The organism is Qipengyuania aquimaris (genome assembly GCF_009827445.1).
Taxonomy (GTDB): Bacteria; Pseudomonadota; Alphaproteobacteria; order Sphingomonadales; family Sphingomonadaceae; genus Qipengyuania; species Qipengyuania aquimaris.
In genome coordinates, this window is the sequence record NZ_WTYI01000001.1 from 2,122,521 (window position 1) to 2,139,449 (window position 16,929).

At 61.7% G+C, this 16,929-nt stretch carries 17 protein-coding genes and 1 tRNA gene; 5 read left to right on the top strand and 13 right to left on the bottom strand.

Features of this window, described 5'->3' with window-relative positions; translation table 11 throughout:
- Window positions 1-17: 17 nt before the first annotated feature.
- From GRI34_RS10330 to GRI34_RS10360, 7 genes are all read right to left on the bottom strand, one after another.
- Complete coding sequence (locus GRI34_RS10330) at window positions 18-443, bottom strand: GtrA family protein (protein ID WP_160596491.1); 426 nt, start codon at window positions 441-443, stop codon at window positions 18-20.
- Between the two features lie 103 nt (window positions 444-546).
- The gene (locus tag GRI34_RS10335; RefSeq protein WP_234028207.1) at window positions 547-954 is read right to left on the bottom strand and encodes a GtrA family protein; all 408 of its coding nucleotides are present in this window, start codon (window positions 952-954) and stop codon (window positions 547-549) included.
- 7 nt (window positions 955-961) lie between these two features.
- The gene (locus GRI34_RS10340; protein ID WP_160595856.1) at window positions 962-2,524 is read right to left on the bottom strand and encodes an NAD(P)/FAD-dependent oxidoreductase; all 1,563 of its coding nucleotides are present in this window, start codon (window positions 2,522-2,524) and stop codon (window positions 962-964) included.
- A gap of 97 nt (window positions 2,525-2,621) precedes the next feature.
- Window positions 2,622-3,251, bottom strand: a complete 630-nt coding sequence (locus GRI34_RS10345; RefSeq protein ID WP_160595857.1) for a PilZ domain-containing protein — start codon at window positions 3,249-3,251, stop codon at window positions 2,622-2,624.
- A 162-nt stretch (window positions 3,252-3,413) separates the two neighbouring features.
- Window positions 3,414-3,498, bottom strand: a tRNA-Leu gene (locus GRI34_RS10350).
- Window positions 3,499-3,565: 67 nt separating this feature from the next.
- A complete protein-coding gene (locus tag GRI34_RS10355; protein WP_160595858.1) occupies window positions 3,566-3,847 on the bottom strand; it encodes an integration host factor subunit beta in 282 nt (93 codons plus the stop codon).
- Between the two features lie 158 nt (window positions 3,848-4,005).
- Entirely contained in the window at window positions 4,006-4,347 is a 342-nt protein-coding gene (locus tag GRI34_RS10360) for a GntR family transcriptional regulator (protein WP_160595859.1), read from the bottom strand.
- Window positions 4,348-4,556: 209 nt separating this feature from the next.
- Between GRI34_RS10360 and GRI34_RS10365 the strand changes: the two genes are divergently transcribed.
- The 5 genes from GRI34_RS10365 (at window position 4,557) to GRI34_RS10385 (ending at window position 10,309) form a co-directional block, all read left to right on the top strand.
- Entirely contained in the window at window positions 4,557-6,221 is a 1,665-nt protein-coding gene (locus GRI34_RS10365) for a peptide MFS transporter (RefSeq protein WP_160595860.1), read from the top strand.
- 103 nt (window positions 6,222-6,324) lie between these two features.
- A complete protein-coding gene (locus GRI34_RS10370; RefSeq protein ID WP_160595861.1) occupies window positions 6,325-7,695 on the top strand; it encodes an amidohydrolase in 1,371 nt (456 codons plus the stop codon).
- Window positions 7,692-9,071 carry an amidohydrolase family protein gene (locus tag GRI34_RS10375; protein ID WP_160595862.1) on the top strand — a complete coding sequence of 460 codons (1,380 nt, stop codon included), beginning with the start codon at window positions 7,692-7,694 and terminating at the stop codon, window positions 9,069-9,071. Before GRI34_RS10370 ends, GRI34_RS10375 begins: the two co-directional genes overlap by 4 nt.
- A complete protein-coding gene (locus GRI34_RS10380) occupies window positions 9,068-9,577 on the top strand; it encodes an FKBP-type peptidyl-prolyl cis-trans isomerase (protein WP_325065212.1) in 510 nt (169 codons plus the stop codon). The genes GRI34_RS10375 and GRI34_RS10380 overlap by 4 nt, the downstream gene beginning before the upstream one ends.
- Before the next feature lie 54 nt (window positions 9,578-9,631).
- The gene (locus GRI34_RS10385) at window positions 9,632-10,309 is read left to right on the top strand and encodes an NnrU family protein (protein ID WP_160595863.1); all 678 of its coding nucleotides are present in this window, start codon (window positions 9,632-9,634) and stop codon (window positions 10,307-10,309) included.
- A 1-nt stretch (window position 10,310) separates the two neighbouring features.
- On the opposite strand, the gene GRI34_RS10390 is transcribed toward GRI34_RS10385, so the two are convergent.
- The 6 genes from GRI34_RS10390 to purH form a co-directional block, all read right to left on the bottom strand.
- Window positions 10,311-11,108: a crotonase/enoyl-CoA hydratase family protein gene (locus GRI34_RS10390; protein ID WP_160595864.1), complete on the bottom strand. Its 798-nt coding sequence runs from the start codon at window positions 11,106-11,108 to the stop codon at window positions 10,311-10,313.
- On the bottom strand, window positions 11,105-11,923 hold the full coding sequence (locus tag GRI34_RS10395) for an alpha/beta hydrolase (protein WP_160595865.1): 819 nt from the start codon (window positions 11,921-11,923) through the stop codon (window positions 11,105-11,107). The genes GRI34_RS10390 and GRI34_RS10395 overlap by 4 nt, the downstream gene beginning before the upstream one ends.
- On the bottom strand, window positions 11,920-13,857 hold the full coding sequence (gene dxs / locus GRI34_RS10400; protein WP_160595866.1) for a 1-deoxy-D-xylulose-5-phosphate synthase: 1,938 nt from the start codon (window positions 13,855-13,857) through the stop codon (window positions 11,920-11,922). The genes GRI34_RS10395 and dxs overlap by 4 nt, the downstream gene beginning before the upstream one ends.
- 81 nt (window positions 13,858-13,938) lie before the next feature.
- Window positions 13,939-14,406 carry a Fur family transcriptional regulator gene (locus GRI34_RS10405; RefSeq protein WP_090476914.1) on the bottom strand — a complete coding sequence of 156 codons (468 nt, stop codon included), beginning with the start codon at window positions 14,404-14,406 and terminating at the stop codon, window positions 13,939-13,941.
- Window positions 14,407-14,442: 36 nt separating this feature from the next.
- Window positions 14,443-15,123: a peptide-methionine (S)-S-oxide reductase MsrA gene (msrA, locus tag GRI34_RS10410; protein ID WP_160595867.1), complete on the bottom strand. Its 681-nt coding sequence runs from the start codon at window positions 15,121-15,123 to the stop codon at window positions 14,443-14,445.
- 219 nt (window positions 15,124-15,342) lie between these two features.
- Entirely contained in the window at window positions 15,343-16,929 is a 1,587-nt protein-coding gene (purH, locus tag GRI34_RS10415) for a bifunctional phosphoribosylaminoimidazolecarboxamide formyltransferase/IMP cyclohydrolase (protein WP_160595868.1), read from the bottom strand.

A 16,929-nucleotide genomic window follows, 5' to 3' on the forward strand; every position in this document is an offset into this window, starting at 1 on the left:
ACGGCGGTCGGTCGTCATCAGCGGAGCGCGCGGCCGAATACGACCGATTTGCGCAGCAGATAGGTTACCGTAAAGCTCACCAGAATCGCGATGATCTTGGCTATGCGGGGATCGACCCTGCCAAATTCGCCAAGCCAGACAATGAGAGTCGTCAGTGCCAGTCCGATCAGGGCCGAGGCAACAAACAGTGCCTTTTGACGCCCGCGACCTTCTCCGCGACTTGCAACACCGTCATGAAAGACCGTGCGGCTTGAGAGCACCCAATGGACGAGAATTCCTATGGTATAGCCGGCAGCAGCAGCGACAGGAGAGGCCAATCCTGCGGCAAGGAGGAGCAGGAAGCACGCCATATCGATTGCGAGCGCACCGATGCTCGCCAATCCATAGCGGACCAGACGGACATCCCTCAGCCGTGCCAGCAATTCGATCAATCTGCCCCCCATCGCGATCGGCGCCGCACGTTCGTGTAGCAAGCCTGTTTCGCAAATCATGGTAAATAAAACGCAAATTCGGCACGGGCGCCAGACATTTGACGTAATACCAGGATCAATTGGGGCGAAACACGAACAGCAGCCTGATAGTCCAGACGGCAAGGAAGCTTGCGCCCATCGCCACCAGTTTTCCAATCCGGGGATCGACATCGACCTCGCCGGCGAACCAGACAATGCCTGCCGTGATTGCAAGACCGGCGAGGGCCGATAGCACGAAGAGCAATTGCTGGGTGCCCCGCGCCATGCCCGGCCTTGCGAGCCGATCGGCAAACACGAAGCGGCTCGATACGATCCAGTGGATCGCTACACCCAGAATGTAGCTTGCGGTCGCAGCGCCGACCGGCGCCACGCCCTTCGCATACAGCAAGAGGAAGCCGCCGAGATCGACAATGGTGCCGGCAAGGCTCGCCACCATGTAGCGGGCCAGCCGCCACCGGAAAATGCGATGGAAAAGCCCGCTCAATTGATGGTCAGGCGGATTTCTTGACCCGCTCCGGCACATCGCGGACCGAGGCCAGTGCCGCAGCCTGATCGGCGCTTAGCGAACGGTTTGGCAGAGATGTTTCCGCACCTTCGTCGCCCGCCTCGTGGTATTCCGCGTCTTCGTTGACGCACCAGGTGTCGTAGATCCGTTCGCCCGCCAGGATGTTCTCGACGGTGAGCATGGCCGTCATCATCGCGTGATCCTGATTGTTGTAGCGGTGCATTCCATTGCGCCCGACGAGATGGAGAGTGGGGTGCTTCGCTTCCAGCTCGGCCCGCATCGCCTCGACATTACGGGCGTAATCTTCGTCATAAACGGGATAAGCCTTTTCCTGGCGGACGACTGCACCGCTCTTGACCTTGTCTCGATCCACCAGCCCAAGCGTCTCCATTTCATCGGTTGCCAAGGCAATCAGGTCCGCATCGTCCATCGACCAGAGCCCGTCGCCCTCGAAGCAGAAGTATTCGAGACCGACGCACGCCATGTCCGCATCGGGGATCATTTCCGGCGACCAGCTACGGAAGTTCTGGACGCGGCCGACCTGGACCTTGCTGTCGTGAATGTAGATCCAGTTGTCGGGGAAGAGGTCCTCGCCCTCGACCATGAGCGCGACGGTGAGGAAGTCGCGATACTTGAGGTCGTTGGCCTGGATCGTACTTTCCGGCAGCGGGTGAAGACGCTTTGCCAGCTGCCGCATCGGGGCGGAACTGATTGCATGGTCCGCTTCGATAACGACCTCGCCGCCATCGCCCCGCGCGCTCATGCGCCAGCCCCCTTTGCCATTGGCCGAGAGCTGCGAGAGTTCGTGACCCATGAAGAGATGGCCGTGGCCGCTCGCCAGGACCTTGTCGCGCGCGGCCTCCCACATCATGCCGGGGCCAAGGCGCGGGTAACGGAAGGTTTCCAGCAGCGTCTTGGTCGCCATACCGTCATTGGGTTTCTTGTTGAGGCCGAGACTGCGCTTGAGACCATCGACAACAGCGCTCCAGAGCGACAGGCCCTTGATACGCTGCGCCGCCCAGTCTGCGCTCATCTCGTCACACGGCATGCCCCACACTTTCTCGGTGTAGGTCTTGAAGAAGATCGAATAGAGGCGCTTGCCGAACTGGTTGGTGGTCCAGTCCTCGAAGCTTCTCACCTCCTTGATCGGGAAGAGCTTGTAGCGAAGGTAGGAGACCATGCAGGCCGTCGAGCGCAGGACGCCGAGGTTGGACAAAGCCTCAAAAGCCCTAAGGGGATAGCTGTAGAACTTGCCCTCGTAATAGATGCGGCTCATCCGAGGGCGCTGGATGAAATCGTCCTCGCCGAGGATCTCGTTCCACATGTCGACGACTTGCGAGCTCTTGGAAAAGAAGCGGTGCCCGCCGATGTCGAAGCGATAGCCCTCGTGCTCCACGGTCCGGCTGATCCCGCCGACATAAGTCGGATCCTTTTCGATCATGGCAACGGACTTGCCTTGCTTGGTCAGCAGATACGCTGCGGTCAGGCCGGCAGGCCCCGCCCCGATAATCGCTACGTCGACTTTGAGCGGCGTGTTGACACTATTCATTGAAACCCCCGGCATCTCTATAGCCGGAAGTGAATGAGAATGGTTAGCTATTCGTTAAAATAGTTCTTTCGGACCGTGCATTCGCTCGGCTGAAAAGCTATTGCGCCTGCAGCATGGTCGGGCATTGGACCGACGCGGCCATCAGCGCAAATTCGCGCAGCGAGAAGGTGTTCTCGAACACGAGACCATAGTTGGAATCCCTGCGCCACCGGATCTTCGCCTGCGTTTCGGGGAAGCCTTCACCTTCCACGCGCACAGTCTGGTCCAGCGCAAAGACGCTGTCGCATTCGATCCGTGCGCCCTGCTGCGAGATGTTGAGAGTGACCGCCTCAGCCTTCTGGGTAAGGGAAGAAATCGTCAGCGGGATCGTGATGTTGAGGCGCAGTTGCCGCTTGGGGAAATTCCAGGTCTCATGGACGAGGCGTTCCACCACCACCGGCTTGTCGAACCGGTAACTGCCTTCAAGGCCGGTAGAACGGACCTGCTTGATCTCGAAAGACTCGCCGTTCTGCAATTCGAGCGCGAGGGTCGGGTCGGTCGGCAGGTTATGGAACGCGCGGAGGGAGATGCCCGTAGATGACACGTCCCGCACGACACAGAGGAATTCTCCCTGCCCGCAAACCAGCTTGGCAGACCTGATGAGCGATGTGTATCGCGGCGCACCCCGCTGCTCACTATCGACATAGCCAGTCTCGGCACGCGTACCGATGCCCGATGTGTAATCCATGCTCAGAAATTCTCCCAAGAACCCGGCAGTCCCCTGTTAGCCGGAATGAGTCTTGGCTTAGCGCCCCTTTGAAGTGCTCTATTAGGGCCATAGGTATTAACACCTGGATAAAGGCGTTGCGCAAATGGCAGCCACTATGCGTATGCAGCGATGTCAGGGATCTGGTGCGGGTGGTGGGACTCGAACCCACACGTCCAGAGGACAGGGGATTTTAAGTCCCCGGCGTCTACCATTCCGCCACACCCGCACGTCTGGCGAGGGTGCCTAGAACGAAGCATCGGCCCCCGCAATCGCGAAGGCAACGCCAGCCCCGGTTAGTTCTTGTTGAGTTTCTCGCGCATGTCCTTGCCCGGCTTGAAGTAGGGCACCCGCTTGGCGGGAACATCGACCATCTCGCCTGTTCGCGGGTTACGTCCTTGTCGCGCCTGGCGCTCACGGGTGGAGAAGGCGCCGAAGCCACGCAGTTCGACGCGGCCACCTTCGGAAAGGCGCTGTGCGAGTTCTTCGAAGAAGATATCGACTACCTGTTCGACCTCTTCAGGGCGCAGGTCCGGATTGTCGTCTGCCAGCGCAGCAAGAAGTTCGGATCGAATCATTTTTCAGGCTCCCTCGATCGCGCCCCCGCGCGATGCAGATTGTTCTATGCGCCCTTGCGTCATGCCTGACCCCCTGCACAACAAGGCAAACCCTGCCAGAACCCTGATAAGATAGCAATTGTTAATACCCGCCCGTAGCTTAGCGGGACATTCGGACCTCAAACTGCGGCCAGCAGCTCGTCCGGTTTGAGGCCGAGGCGCCTGATACGCGCGGTGATTTCCGGCCACTCTTCAGCAAGGAAGGACTCTTTCTCGCGCTTGCGCAGCTTCTCTGCGGCACCGCGCGCCACGTACATTCCGACGCCGCGCTGGACTTCCACCAGTCCGTCGGCCTGGAATTGCTGGTACGCTTTGGCGACCGTAAGCGGATTGGCGCCCTGTTCGGCTGCAAGAGCACGGACCGATGGAAGCATTTCCTCTTCCCGATAGCGCCCGTCGATGATTGCAGCCGCGATCTGATCACGCAGCTTGAGATAAACGGGCTTGCTCTGGTTGCTCATGGCCGGTCCCCGGTTGGCGAATAGTGCTTCAGTGCCATAATACAGCGCGGCGCGCAAGGTTCCCGGATTTCTTCCCTCAGGCCGCGGCAAGCTGGTAGCGTTTGTAACTAAGGCTTCACATGAGCGCAGATGGCGCTAGTGTGCCCGCTTCTTCGGGGAGGGGTCTGCGCAACGGCGCGTCCCCCAGGGACAATAAGGATTTCACACCAATGATCGAAGGTCTCTTCTTCACTTTCGACTCCATGTTCGAAATGTGGGCTTTCTGGATCGCCGTCATTGCCTTGGCGGCGTTCCTAATCGGGGGCAGCGTGCTGGTTACGCGTCCTCAGGCAGAGGTACTGGGACACCCCAAGGGTCTGTTCTTGCTGTTCATGGCCGAAATGTGGGAGCGCTTCTCCTACTACGGCATGCGCGCCCTGCTCATCTTCTACCTCATCCAGCACTGGATGTTCGCGGAAGACAAGGCTTACGTCATCTACGGCGCCTACACAGCGCTGGTCTATATTGCCCCCGTGGTCGGCGGCTATCTGGCCGACCAATATATCGGTCAGCGCAAGGCGGTCCTGTTCGGCGCAGTCCTCCTCACCTTCGGCCACTTCTTTATGGCCTTCGAAGGTTCGGGGGGACAGGCTGACCCGATGATCAACGTCTTTTGGCTGGCGCTTGCCCTCATCATCGTGGGTTCGGGCTTTCTCAAAGCGAACATCTCGGTGATCGTCGGTCAGCTTTACCCGCGTACTGACGTGCGCCGCGATCCGGCCTACACCATTTTCTACATGGGCATTAACGTCGGTGCGGCGACCGCATCGATCATCTGCGGCTATCTCGGCCAGACCTATGGCTGGGAATACGGCTTCGGTCTCGCCGGTATCGGGATGCTCATCGGCCTCATCTTCTTCGTGCTCGGCAAGCCGCTGTTGCTTGGGCAGGGCGAACCGAAGGATCCGGCCAAGATCAAGGGCGGCAAGGAATTCGCCATCTACGGAGCAGGCCTTGCAATGGTCGCGCTTTGCTGGGCTGCCATCCAGTATCAGGAACTCGTCGGCACCGTGCTCGGCGTGTTCGGCGGCGGCCTTGTGGCTTACGTCCTGTTTACCGCAGTGACCAAGCTCGCACCCGAAGAGCGTGATCGGATCTTCGCGGCGATGTTCCTCATTCTGACCTCGATCGTCTTCTGGGCGCTGTTCGAGCAGGCAGGGTCCTCGCTCAACGTCTTTACCGATCGCCATGTCGATACCCAGGGCGTCAACGCATCGATGTTCCAGTCGATCAACGCGATCTACATCGTGCTTCTCGCACCGTTCTTCGCGATGCTGTGGCAGGGCCTCGCTCGCAAGGGCGCGGAACCAAGCACGCCGATGAAGTTCGGCCTTGCGGTGATCCAGGTCGGCCTCGGCTTCCTGGTCCTCGTCTGGGGCGCCGAGAGCGCTGGCATCAATGTACCGACGCCGGTGATCTTCATCTTCCTCATCTACCTGCTGCACACCACTGGCGAGCTTTGCCTTTCACCGGTCGGCCTTTCGGCAATGAACCGCCTGAGCCCGGCCCATATGGCTTCGCTCATCATGGGCACCTGGTTCTTCGCTTCGGCCACCGGTAACTTTGCCGCCGGCCTGATCGCCGCTGCAACCGGCGGCGAGGGTGTGGGCGAAGAGGCTGGCAAGCAGGTCGTCCTAGACGTCTACTCGACCGTTGGCTGGTATGCGGTCGGTATCGGCGTTGCGGTGATGGTCCTCAGCCCGCTGATCAAGAAGCTGATGCATCTCGATACGATCAAGGACGATTCGATCGACGACGATCTGGAAGGCCAGTCGGAATTCCCGGCCGAGCCGCAGGCCGCAGGCATCCACCCGGCGACCCGCAACGACGCTTGATGGTTCGCTTGCAACACTCAAGAAAAGGGCGCGGCGAAATCCGCGCCCTTTTTCTTTGCGCGCCATATTTGCAAATCCGAAGTCTCACGGCATGAAGGTAGCCATGAAAACAAAGCTCAAGACCATCGCCGCAGGTACGCTTGCCATCGCGCTCGCCGCCTGTTCCACCACCGGGACCGCAGAAGCCGAGAGCGCCAGTGCGTCGCAGGCGACCACCGACACGCCGTTCCCGTCGACGTATGAGCCCTATCCGGGTGCGCCCACGGCACTGGTCGGCGCGACGATCTACGACGGCAAGGGCGGCCGGATCGACAACGGTACGGTCTTCTTCAGCGGCGGAAAGATCGTCTCGATCGGCGGCCCCGACACACCGGTCCCGGCCGACATCGCGGTGTTCGACGGAACGGGCAAGTTCGTGACGCCGGGTATTATCGACATCCATTCCCACCTCGGCGACTATCCGACGCCCAGCGTCGATGCGCATTCCGACGGTAACGAGGCCACCAGCCCAACCACCCCGGAAGTCTGGGCGGAACATTCCGTCTGGCCGCAGGACCCCGGCTTTGCTCGCGCTTTGGCGAACGGCGGCGTGACCAGCCTGCAGGTCCTGCCCGGCTCGGCCAATCTCATGGGCGGACGCAGTGCGACGCTCAAGAACGTACCGTCGCGCACTGTGCAAGGCATGAAATTCCCCGGCGCGCCCTATGGCTTCAAGATGGCCTGCGGCGAGAACCCGAAACGCGTCTACGGAAACCGCGGCCGGATGCCATCGACCCGCATGGGCAATTTCGCGGTGAACCGGCAGACCTGGCTCGATGCGAAGGCCTATGACGGCAAGAAGCGCGATCTCGCTAAGGAAACATTGAAGGGCGTTCTCGACGGCGAAATCCTCGTCCACAACCACTGCTACCGCGCGGACGAGATGGCGCTGGTCATGGATATGGCCAAGGAGATGGGATACAAGGTGAGCGCGTTTCACCACGCTGTCGAAGCCTACAAGATCGGCGATCTCCTGCGCGAAAACGACGTGTGCAGCGCGATCTGGGCCGATTGGTACGGCTTCAAGATGGAAGCCTATGATGGCATTCTCGAAAACGCGGCCTACCTCCAGCGCGAAGATGCCTGCGTTGTGATCCACTCCGACGATGCGAACGGCATCCAGCGATTGAACCAGGAAGCGGCGAAAGCCCAGGCGGCAGGCGCACGGGTGGGCATCGATATCTCCGACGCGCAGGTCATCCGCTGGATCACTCTCAACCCCGCCAAGGCAATGGGCATCGACGCGATGACCGGCAGCCTCGAGCCGGGCAAGATGGCCGATGTGGTCCTGTGGAACGGCGACCCCCTCAGCGTCTATTCGCGGCCGGAAAAGGTCTGGGTGGACGGCGCATTGCTTTTCGATGCCATGGACCGCAAACGACGGCCGGTGAGCGATTTCGAGCTCGGCCAGCCGGGTGAAGGAGACGTGAAATGAAGCGCGCGCTGACATTCGCAGCGAGCCTCGCAGCGCTCGCTTCCGCTCTTCCCTTGGCAGCACAGGACGTAACCATCACCGGCGTGACCGTTGCGACCGGTGACGGCACCGAACCGGTCGAAAACGGTGCGGTGGTCCTGCAAGGCGGAAAGGTCGTCTACGCAGGAAGCGCTGCGAATATGCCTACCGCCCCGCAGTCCGTAATTATCGACGGGGAAGGTCGCTGGGTTACGCCGGGACTTTTCGCGACGGTCACCAACCTCGGATTGTGGGACGTCGGGGCGGTAAGCGAATCCAACGATATTCGCGCTGGCGGCTCGCCCTTCAGCGCTGCGCTCGACGTGGCACCGGTGATCAATCCTGCCTCGCAGCACATCCTCATCCATCGTGCGGCGGGCATTACCCGCGCCGCAGTGGTCGGCTCGGCCAGCGGGTCGATCTTCGCAGGCCAAGGCGCGATCATCGACCTGGGTTCGGACGCCGATGCCGTTACGCAGCCACGCGCCTTCCAGGTCGTCGAGCTGGGAGAGGGTGGTGCACGCCTCTCGGGCGGTAGCAGGACCTCGGCGCAAGCCCTCTTCCGCAATGCCCTCCTCGAAGCGGGCGAGTTCGAACGCGGCGGCACGATCCGTAGTACCGGAGGCGGAGGCACTTCGCGCCAGGGCGACGATATCGGCATCGACAGCCGCATGGCACGCACGTCGCGCGATCGCGCTTCGGACGTCCTCCTCACGCGGTTCGACGCGGCCGCACTGGTGCCCGTCGCGCGCGGCGAGCAACCGCTCTACGTCATGGTGGAGCGGGCCGCCGATATCCGCAGCGCGCTTGCCCTGAAGAAGGAATTCCCGCGCCTCGACATGGTCCTGGTCGGGGCAAGCGAAGGCTGGCTGGTGGCCAGCGAGATCGCCGCCTCGGGGGTTCCGGTCATTGCCGACGGCCTCGACGATTTGCCGCAGGGCTTCGACCAGCTGGCGAGCACCCAATCGAATATCGGGCGTATGGTGAAGGCGGGCGTGAAAGTCGCGATCAACGCCTCAGCCATGGAGAACCCGCGCAATCTCAACCAGTATGCGGGCAATCTCGTCGCGCTGACACGCATGCCGGGTGCCGATGGGCTTAGCTGGGGTCAGGCATTCGCCGCGATCACCTCGGTCCCCGCCGAAATCAGCGGAATGGGCGGCAAGGCCGGCGTCCTTGCGCCTGGCGCCAATGGCGACCTGGTGATCTGGGACGGCGATCCGCTCGAAGTTGGGTCATCGGTGGTGCGGGTCTATATCGACGGGATCGAGCAGCCGCTCGAGAACCATCAGAGCCGCCTGCGCGATCGGTACCGCGAGCTCGATGAAAGCACCCTGCCGGAGGCCTACGACTGGTGAGCATACCCAAAGAAATGCGCGGCATGGTCTTTGCCGTGGCGGCAGCCTTCGCCGCAGTCGGAACATACACGGCGGTTGCGCAGGGTAGCCCGCCCGACCGTTCGCAGGATATCGCCTGGATGAACGCGCAGCAGGCCTATCTTGCCAAGCTCGCGCCGGAAGATGGCTGGCGCTACATGGATGGTGGTCTCTACTGGCGCTATCTCGAATATGCGGGCAGCGGCGCCAAGCCGACTGTCGCCGACCGGGTCACTGTCCATTATGCGGGCATGTTCATCGACGGGGAAACCTTCGATTCCAGCTATGACCGGGGAGAACCCGTAACCTTCCCCTTGGGACGCCTCATCAAGGCATGGCAAATGGCCATTCCCGAGATGCGCGTCGGCGATGCGATCGAGATCGCGGCCCCCGCCGACCTGGCCTACGGAGCAAAGGGAAAGGGCCCGATCCCCGGAGGCGCGACACTCGTCTTCAAGGTGGAATTGCTGGGCATCGAAAGCCAGTAATTGCCAGATAGGTTTTTATTTGCTACCTAACTGGCTCCGGCTGGGGAGATAGCCATGGATACCGCTCTCGTTTCGCTGATCGCCGCATCGACTGCTTTCGTCGGCACACATTTCGCCTTGTCACACCCGCTGCGCAGCACGCTCATGCGCGTGCTTGGCTCGGGGGGCTTCCTTGCGCTCTACAGCGTTGTCGCAGCGGCGTGCATGGTCTGGATGTACTTCGCTTTCACAAGTGTCACCGCTGGTGGCCTCGGCGGTAGCGGCGAAATCGGCTGGATCATCTCGACGGCACTGACGCTGCCCGCACTGGTGTTGTTCCTCGGCTCGCTGAGGGGCAATCCTGCCTCCCCGGCTCCCGGTGCCGAGAAGTTTGCAGAGAGGGACCCCGGCGGCGTCTACCTCGTAACCCGTCATCCGATGATGTGGGGCTTCGCCCTCTGGGCGGTGAGCCATATTGTCCTGTGGTGGAGTTGGCGCACGAATATAGTCGCCCTTTCCATCCTCGTCCTGGCCCTCGTCGGCGCGCGGATGCAGGATCGCAAGAAGGAAGTCCTGATGGGCGAAGCCTGGCAACACTGGGAGGCCCGCACGAGCTACTGGCCGCGTTGGAGCAATCTGCCGAAGGCGGGCGTCGGGCTCTGGCTAGCAGGTATCGCAGTCTGGCTTCTGATCAGCTGGAGCCACATCCACGCGGGCGGGATACCCGCAGGGATATGGCGCTGGATCGGCTGACCTAGTCTCCGGTGAACTTCGGCGGGCGCTTTTCCATCAGAGCGTCGACCCCTTCCATGTGATCGCGCGTCGAATGCATCAGCGCCTGCGCATTGGCCGCCATCTCGAGGGCCGCGTCGTAAGTCGTCGACCGCCCTTGTCGCATGAGGTTCTTAGCCTGGCGTAGAGCATGTGGGGGCATTGCGGCGACCTTGGCGGCAAGCGCCCTGGCCTCATCGAGCAACGCGTCATGATCGACCACTCGGCTGATGAGGCCCCAGTCGAGAGCCGTCCCGGCATCGATCACGTCGCCGGTGTAAAACAGTTCCGCCGCGCGCGCTTCGCCAATGATCCGGGGCAGGATCCAGGTGCCGCCATCGCCCGGAATGATGCCGAGCTTCAGGAACGTCACACCGAACTTCGCCTTCTCGCTCGCAATCCGCATATCGGCGAGGCAGGCAAGATCGCAGCCCAATCCGATGGCCGGGCCATTGACGGCGGCAATCAGCGGCACACGCAGCGAATAGAGCGCACGAAGGATCTTGTGGATGTTGTTGCGATAGCCATCGGCAATTTCGGGTGCGGTCCCGCCGAAATTGCCGGTCTTCTCCTTCATCGCCTTGATATCGCCACCCGCAGAGAAGGCGCGCCCCGCGCCGGTCAGGATGACGCAGCGCACGTCCATGTCGGCATTGATGGCATCGCAGGCTGCGGCGAAGGCGTCACCATCGCCCGCAGCGCCAAGCGGATTCATGCTGTCCGGTCGGTTCAAAGTCAGAGTGGCAATATGGTCCGCCTTGACGATTTGGAGCAGGCTCATTGCGCGTTTCCTCGCTTATCGAGAGTTTGGAGAAAGGACAGCACGGCCTCTTCGGCTTCGTCGTGCCACGCAAGGTCGTGTCCCTTGCCTTCGAAAATGACCAGCGTCGCATCATCGCGCAACCTTTCAAGCTGCCGCGAATGCGTATCGGGGATCAGCGTGTCGGCATTGCCATGCAACAGCAATAGCGGCGCGTCGATACTCACGATCTTCTCGGCATTCTCGTAGCGGTCGCGAAGCAACAGGCCGGTCGGTGCCCAGCGCATTTTCTCGCCGACGAGCTGACGCAGGCTAGCGAAGGGCGAGATTAGCACGAGCGCCTGTGGCGCCTGCTCGCTGGCCATCTGGACCGCGACGCCGGAGCCGATCGAATTGCCGATGATGACTACATCCCCTGCGGCTATGCCGCGGGTCGCCAGGAAGGCGAGAGCCGCGCGTCCGTCGCGGTAGAGGCCGTCCTCATGTGGCGTTCCGGGATTGCCACGATAGCCGCGGTATTCAGCTGCCAGAACGCCATAGCCCATCGGTACGAGCCGGTCGGTCGCATTAACGCTCGACACCCAATCTGCGCCATTGCCGTGGAAGTAGATGATGGTGGGTTTACCGCGCTCGCCCGCGCGGTATCCTGCGGCAAGGTCGAGCCCGTCACTGGTGCGATAGGTGACATGCTCGAACCCGCCCGTCAGCGGGTTCAGCTTTGTCGGCGCGGGATAAATCAGGCTTTGCTGCTGGCTCCAAAGGAGCGTCAGCACCATCAGGTAGGCTGTGATTGCGAGGCCGACGATCCACAAAAGGACGCGGACCGGTCGCCTCAAGCTCGCGCCTCTTCGACACCTGCGGAATTGTGCCGAAGCGCGCCGAGCACGGTGTCGACAATTTGCGGCGCATTGAGACCGGCCTCGTCATATTGCTTGGCCGGATCGTCCTGGTCCTGGAAGATATCGGGCAGGCGCATGGTGCGGACCTTGAGGCCCCCCGCAGAACCATCAGCGTCCGTCAGGCCTTCGTCCGAGGCGAAGGTCAGCACATGTGCGCCCAGGCCGCCGATCGCGCCCTCTTCGACGGTGACAACCACTTCGTGACTGCGCATCAGTTTCTCGATCAGCGCAGTGTCGAGCGGCTTGGCAAAACGCATATCGGCCACCGTGGTCGAAAGACCCTTTGCCTCCAGCTGGTCGGCAGCCTTCTTCGCCTCTTCGAGACGCGCGCCGAGCGAGAGGATGGCGACCTTCGTGCCTTCACGCACGATGCGGCCCTTGCCGATCTCCAGCTTTTCGAGCTTCTCCGGGATTTCCACGCCCACACCCGCGCCGCGCGGATAGCGGAAGGCGATGGGACCGTCGTCATACTCGGCCGCCGTATAGGTCATGTGCGCCAGTTCCGCTTCATCAGCGGCGGCCATCACGACCATGTTGGGAAGCGTGGCGAGATAGGTGATGTCGAAGCTGCCGGCATGCGTGCAGCCATCGGCGCCAACGAGGCCGGCGCGGTCGATGGCGAAACGCACGGGCAGGTTCTGGATCGCCACATCATGCACGACCTGGTCGTAGGCGCGCTGGAGGAAGGTCGAATAGATTGCCGCGAAGGGACGCATGCCTTCTGCCGCAAGACCCGCTGCAAAAGTTACGCCGTGCTGTTCGGCAATGCCGACATCGAATGCCTTGTCGGGATGCGCCTTGGCGAATTTGTCGACGCCCGTGCCGCTCGGCATGGCGGCGGTAATCGCGCAGATGCGCGGGTCGTCATTAGCGAGCTTCGCCAGAGTTTCACCAAAGACATTCTGGTAGGCAGGCGGACCGCCCGACGATTTCTTCTGCTCGCCAGTCACGACATCGAACTTGGCAACACCGTGGTACTTGTCGGCGCTGTTCTCGGCCGGCGCATAGCCCTTGCCCTTTTGCGTCACGACATGGATCAGGACAGGGCCCTGCTCGCTGTCGCGCACATTTTCCAGCACCGGGATCAGGTGGTCGAGATTGTGCCCGTCGATGGGGCCCACGTAATAGAAGCCGAGTTCTTCGAACATCGTCCCGCCGGTCACCATGCCACGGGCATACTCTTCCGCCTTTTCGAGCCCGCCCCACACGCGGCGGCCCATCTTGCGGGCGATCTTCGATGCCATCGAGCGAAGCCCGAGGTACTCGCTGCTCGACACCATGCGCGCGAGATAGGCAGAGAGGCCGCCGACCGGCAGAGCGATCGACATGTCGTTGTCGTTGAGGATCACGACCAGGCGATTGCCGGCCTGTTCGGCATTGTTCATCGCCTCGTAGGCCATGCCCGCGCTCATAGCGCCATCGCCGATCACCGCGATGCCGCGACCGGGGCGCCCTTGCATCTTGTTGGCCATGGCAAAGCCGAGTGCCGCGCTGATCGAGGTCGAGGAGTGCGCTGCGCCGAAAGGATCGTATTCGCTTTCCGCGCGCTTGGTGAAGCCCGAAAGGCCGCCACCTTGGCGCAGGGTGCGGATCCGGTCGCGGCGACCGGTCAGAATCTTGTGCGGATAGCACTGGTGCCCGACGTCCCAGACGAGCTTGTCGGTCGGCGTGTCGAAAACATAATGGATGGCCGCCGTAAGCTCGACCACGCCAAGGCCTGAGCCAAGGTGTCCACCGGTCGTGCCTACAGCATCGATCATCTCTGCGCGTAGCTCGTCGGAAAGCTGGCGGAGCTGGGACTTTTCAAGTTTGCGGAGATCAGCCGGAGTATCGACTGTATCCAGCAGCGGCGTTTCGGGTCGCGTCGTCATAGCGAGTGCCTTACACCGCGTTTTCACAACTGTCGATGAACGGCTTGTCGCAAGTCATGCACGGTCTGGCGTCGACAGTCTCTAGGCGCCGCACTCGTCGCACAGGCCGCGCAATTCGACCACCGGGCGGACGTCGACGAAACCGGCGTCCTTGCCTGCTTCGCGAAGCGCACCGGTCACCCGGTCGTCGTCGATATGCAGGGCTTTGCCGCAATCGTCGCAGATCAGGAAAATGCAATCGTGGCGACAGCCCGGATGCGTATTTACGAGATAGGCGTTGGCGCTTTCGATCCTGTTCGCCAGATTGTTGCGCACAAACAGGTCGAGGATGCGATAGACGCTGTTCGGTGCCACCCGCTTGCCCCGCGCGGCCGAGAGGTTGTCGGCGATGTCATAAGCGCTCGCCGGTTTTTCGTGGCGGGAAAGCTCTTCGAACACCGATTGGCGCATACCCGTCCACTGCTCGCCCGCATCGGTGAGCGTGTGACGAGCGGCATCGACCAGGTCTTCGCCGGAATGTTCCTTATGGGAATGTGCGTGCTGGGCCATGGGAGGGAGGTAAGCTCCCACCCGCCAAGGTGCAAGTTAGTTGCGCCTGAACTCAGCCCGGTAGAGCGAGGGGTAAAGCCGCTTCAGCGCGGACACTTTGGGCGCATCCCAGCGCACGATATACGGGTGTCGCGGGTTTTTCGCTGCGAAATCCTGATGGTAGGTCTCAGCAGGATAGAAGGTTTTCGCAGGTTCTATCGAAGTTACGATCGGACGCGACCAGAGACCGCTTTTCTTCAGTTTGGCCAGATAGGCCGAGGCGACAGCCCGCTGTTCGGCGGAAAGCGGAATAAGCTCTGCGTTGTAATGTGCGCCGCGATCCGGACCTTGGCGATCCTTCAGCGTCGGGTCGGCGATGACGGAGAAGAATATCCGCAGCAATTCGTCGTAACGCACAACGCTCGGGTCGTACGTAACCTTCACCGCTTCGACGTGATCGGTGACGCCTGAAGATACCAGCTTGTAATCCGCCTGGCGCCTGGTGCCGCCGTGATAGCCGGAAACGGCGCTTGTTACGCCCTTTGTATGGCTGAAGACCGCTTCCACGCCCCAGAAGCACCCGCCAGCAAAAATCGCGGTTTTCAGGCCAGCACCCTCTTTTGCAATACGCGAAGCTGCGGGCGCCTCGACAACACGCTCTGCGGCGAATGCGGGTTGCTGGCATGCGCTCGCCCCAAAAAGGGCGGCTGTGGCGAACAGGGTGCCAAACTTGCGCATCAGAACAGCGCCGGAATAGCTGCGAGCAGCGCCTCTCCGTTCGAAGCGGCGATGACGAGCGCACCGGCAATGAAGCCGATGCCGAAATTGCGATAGAGGTCAGGGGTAAACAGGTTCATGCGATGTCTTTCGGTGTGCCTGGCCATCTGGTTACAGGCACACCGATTGCAACATAGTTAATGCGATGGTTGTAATTCGTTCAGGCGATCAGCCCGCGCGTCAGTGCCGGAAGTGACGCATTCCCGTGAACACCATCGCAAGACCCTTCTCGTCGGCGGCTGCGATAACCTCGTCATCGCGGATCGATCCGCCCGGCTGGATGATCGCAGTCGCGCCCGCTTCCGCCGCGGCCAGCAGGCCATCGGCGAAGGGGAAGAATGCATCCGATGCCACTGCACTGCCGACCGTGCGCGGCTGGGACCACTCGTATTTCTCTGCGGCCTCGGCAGCCTTCATCGCCGCAATGCGCGACGAATCTCGGCGGTTCATCTGCCCGGCCCCGATGCCGGCAGTCGCGCCATCCTTGGCATAGACAATTGCATTGGACTTGACGTGACGCGCCACGGTCCAGGCGAAGAAGCAGTCCTTCAGCTCCTGTTCCGTCGGCTGGCGCTGCGTGACGACCTTGAGATCGGCTTCGCTGATTGCACCGTTGTCGCGCGTCTGGACCAGGAGACCGCCAGTGATCGGTTTGACCATCAAGCCACCGCGGCGCGGGTCGGGCAGGTCGCCCGTGACGAGCAGACGCAGGTTCTTCTTCTTCGCAAAAGCCTCACGCGCTTCATCGCTCACGGAAGGGGCAATGACGACCTCGGTGAATATCTCGCAGATCGCTGCGGCAGTCTGGCCATCGAGTTCCGTGTTGACCGCAACAATGCCGCCGAAGGCCGAAACGCTGTCGCACGCGAGCGCGTCGTTCCACGCTTCGATCAGGGTCGATGCCTGCGCCACTCCGCAAGGGTTGGCGTGCTTGACGATGACGACTGCCGGATCGCCGCCCGCAAACTCCGCGCATAGTTCGAGCGCGGCGTCGGCGTCGTTGTAATTGTTGTAGCTGAGCTCCTTGCCCTGCAGCTGCTCGGCCTGGGCGATGCCTTTGGCGTGCGGTCCGACAGGTGTGTAAAGCGCCGCCTTCTGGTGCGGATTTTCGCCATATCGCAATTCGACCGGGGCCTTGCCGTTGACGGCCAGCATGCCGGGAAAGGTCTCCCCCTGGTCGGCGAAGGCGAACCACTGGCTGATCATGCTGTCGTAAGCTGCCGTGGCCGCAAAGGCCTTCGCGGCGCATTTCCGGCGGAATTCAAGCGAGGTACTGCCACCTTGTTCAAGCTCGCCGATCAGCGTTGCGTAGTCGGCGGGATCGGTGACGATCGTCACATACTGGTGGTTCTTGGCGGCGCTGCGCACCATCGACGGGCCGCCGATATCGATGTTCTCGATGATCTCGTCACGCTCCGCTCCCTTGGCCACGGTCGCCTCGAAGGGATAGAGATTGACTACGACGAGATCGATCGCCCCGATCGCGTGCTCTTCCATGGCGGCGGCGTGTTCGGGATTGTCCCGCACGGCGAGCAGACCGCCATGGACCATGGGATGCAGCGTCTTGACCCGGCCATCCATCATTTCCGGAAAACCGGTCAGATCGGAGACCTCCTTCACTTCAAGGCCAGCCTCGCGCAGCGCCCTGGCCGTGCCGCCGGTCGAGACCAGTTCCACGCCCTTGCCAGCCAGCGCAGTGCCCAGTTCCACCAATCCGCTCTTGTCGGACACCGAAAGCAGTGCCCGTTTGATTGCCACATCAGCCAA

Excerpts from the sequence above, each read along its gene's own strand:
- dxs (WP_160595866.1), bottom strand. The coding sequence starts at position 13,857 with ATGACGACGCGACCCGAAACGCCGCTGCTGGATACAGTCGATACTCCG.
- GRI34_RS10375 (WP_160595862.1), top strand. The coding sequence starts at position 7,692 with ATGAAGCGCGCGCTGACATTCGCAGCGAGCCTCGCAGCGCTCGCTTCC.
- GRI34_RS10345 (WP_160595857.1), bottom strand. The coding sequence starts at position 3,251 with ATGGATTACACATCGGGCATCGGTACGCGTGCCGAGACTGGCTATGTC.
- GRI34_RS10370 (WP_160595861.1), top strand. The coding sequence starts at position 6,325 with ATGAAAACAAAGCTCAAGACCATCGCCGCAGGTACGCTTGCCATCGCG.
- GRI34_RS10385 (WP_160595863.1), top strand. The coding sequence starts at position 9,632 with ATGGATACCGCTCTCGTTTCGCTGATCGCCGCATCGACTGCTTTCGTC.
- GRI34_RS10365 (WP_160595860.1), top strand. The coding sequence starts at position 4,557 with ATGATCGAAGGTCTCTTCTTCACTTTCGACTCCATGTTCGAAATGTGG.
- GRI34_RS10355 (WP_160595858.1), bottom strand. The coding sequence starts at position 3,847 with ATGATTCGATCCGAACTTCTTGCTGCGCTGGCAGACGACAATCCGGAC.
- GRI34_RS10405 (WP_090476914.1), bottom strand. The coding sequence starts at position 14,406 with ATGGCCCAGCACGCACATTCCCATAAGGAACATTCCGGCGAAGACCTG.
- msrA (WP_160595867.1), bottom strand. The coding sequence starts at position 15,123 with ATGCGCAAGTTTGGCACCCTGTTCGCCACAGCCGCCCTTTTTGGGGCG.
- GRI34_RS10390 (WP_160595864.1), bottom strand. The coding sequence starts at position 11,108 with ATGAGCCTGCTCCAAATCGTCAAGGCGGACCATATTGCCACTCTGACT.
- GRI34_RS10340 (WP_160595856.1), bottom strand. The coding sequence starts at position 2,524 with ATGAATAGTGTCAACACGCCGCTCAAAGTCGACGTAGCGATTATCGGG.
- GRI34_RS10330 (WP_160596491.1), bottom strand. The coding sequence starts at position 443 with ATGGGGGGCAGATTGATCGAATTGCTGGCACGGCTGAGGGATGTCCGT.
- GRI34_RS10360 (WP_160595859.1), bottom strand. The coding sequence starts at position 4,347 with ATGAGCAACCAGAGCAAGCCCGTTTATCTCAAGCTGCGTGATCAGATC.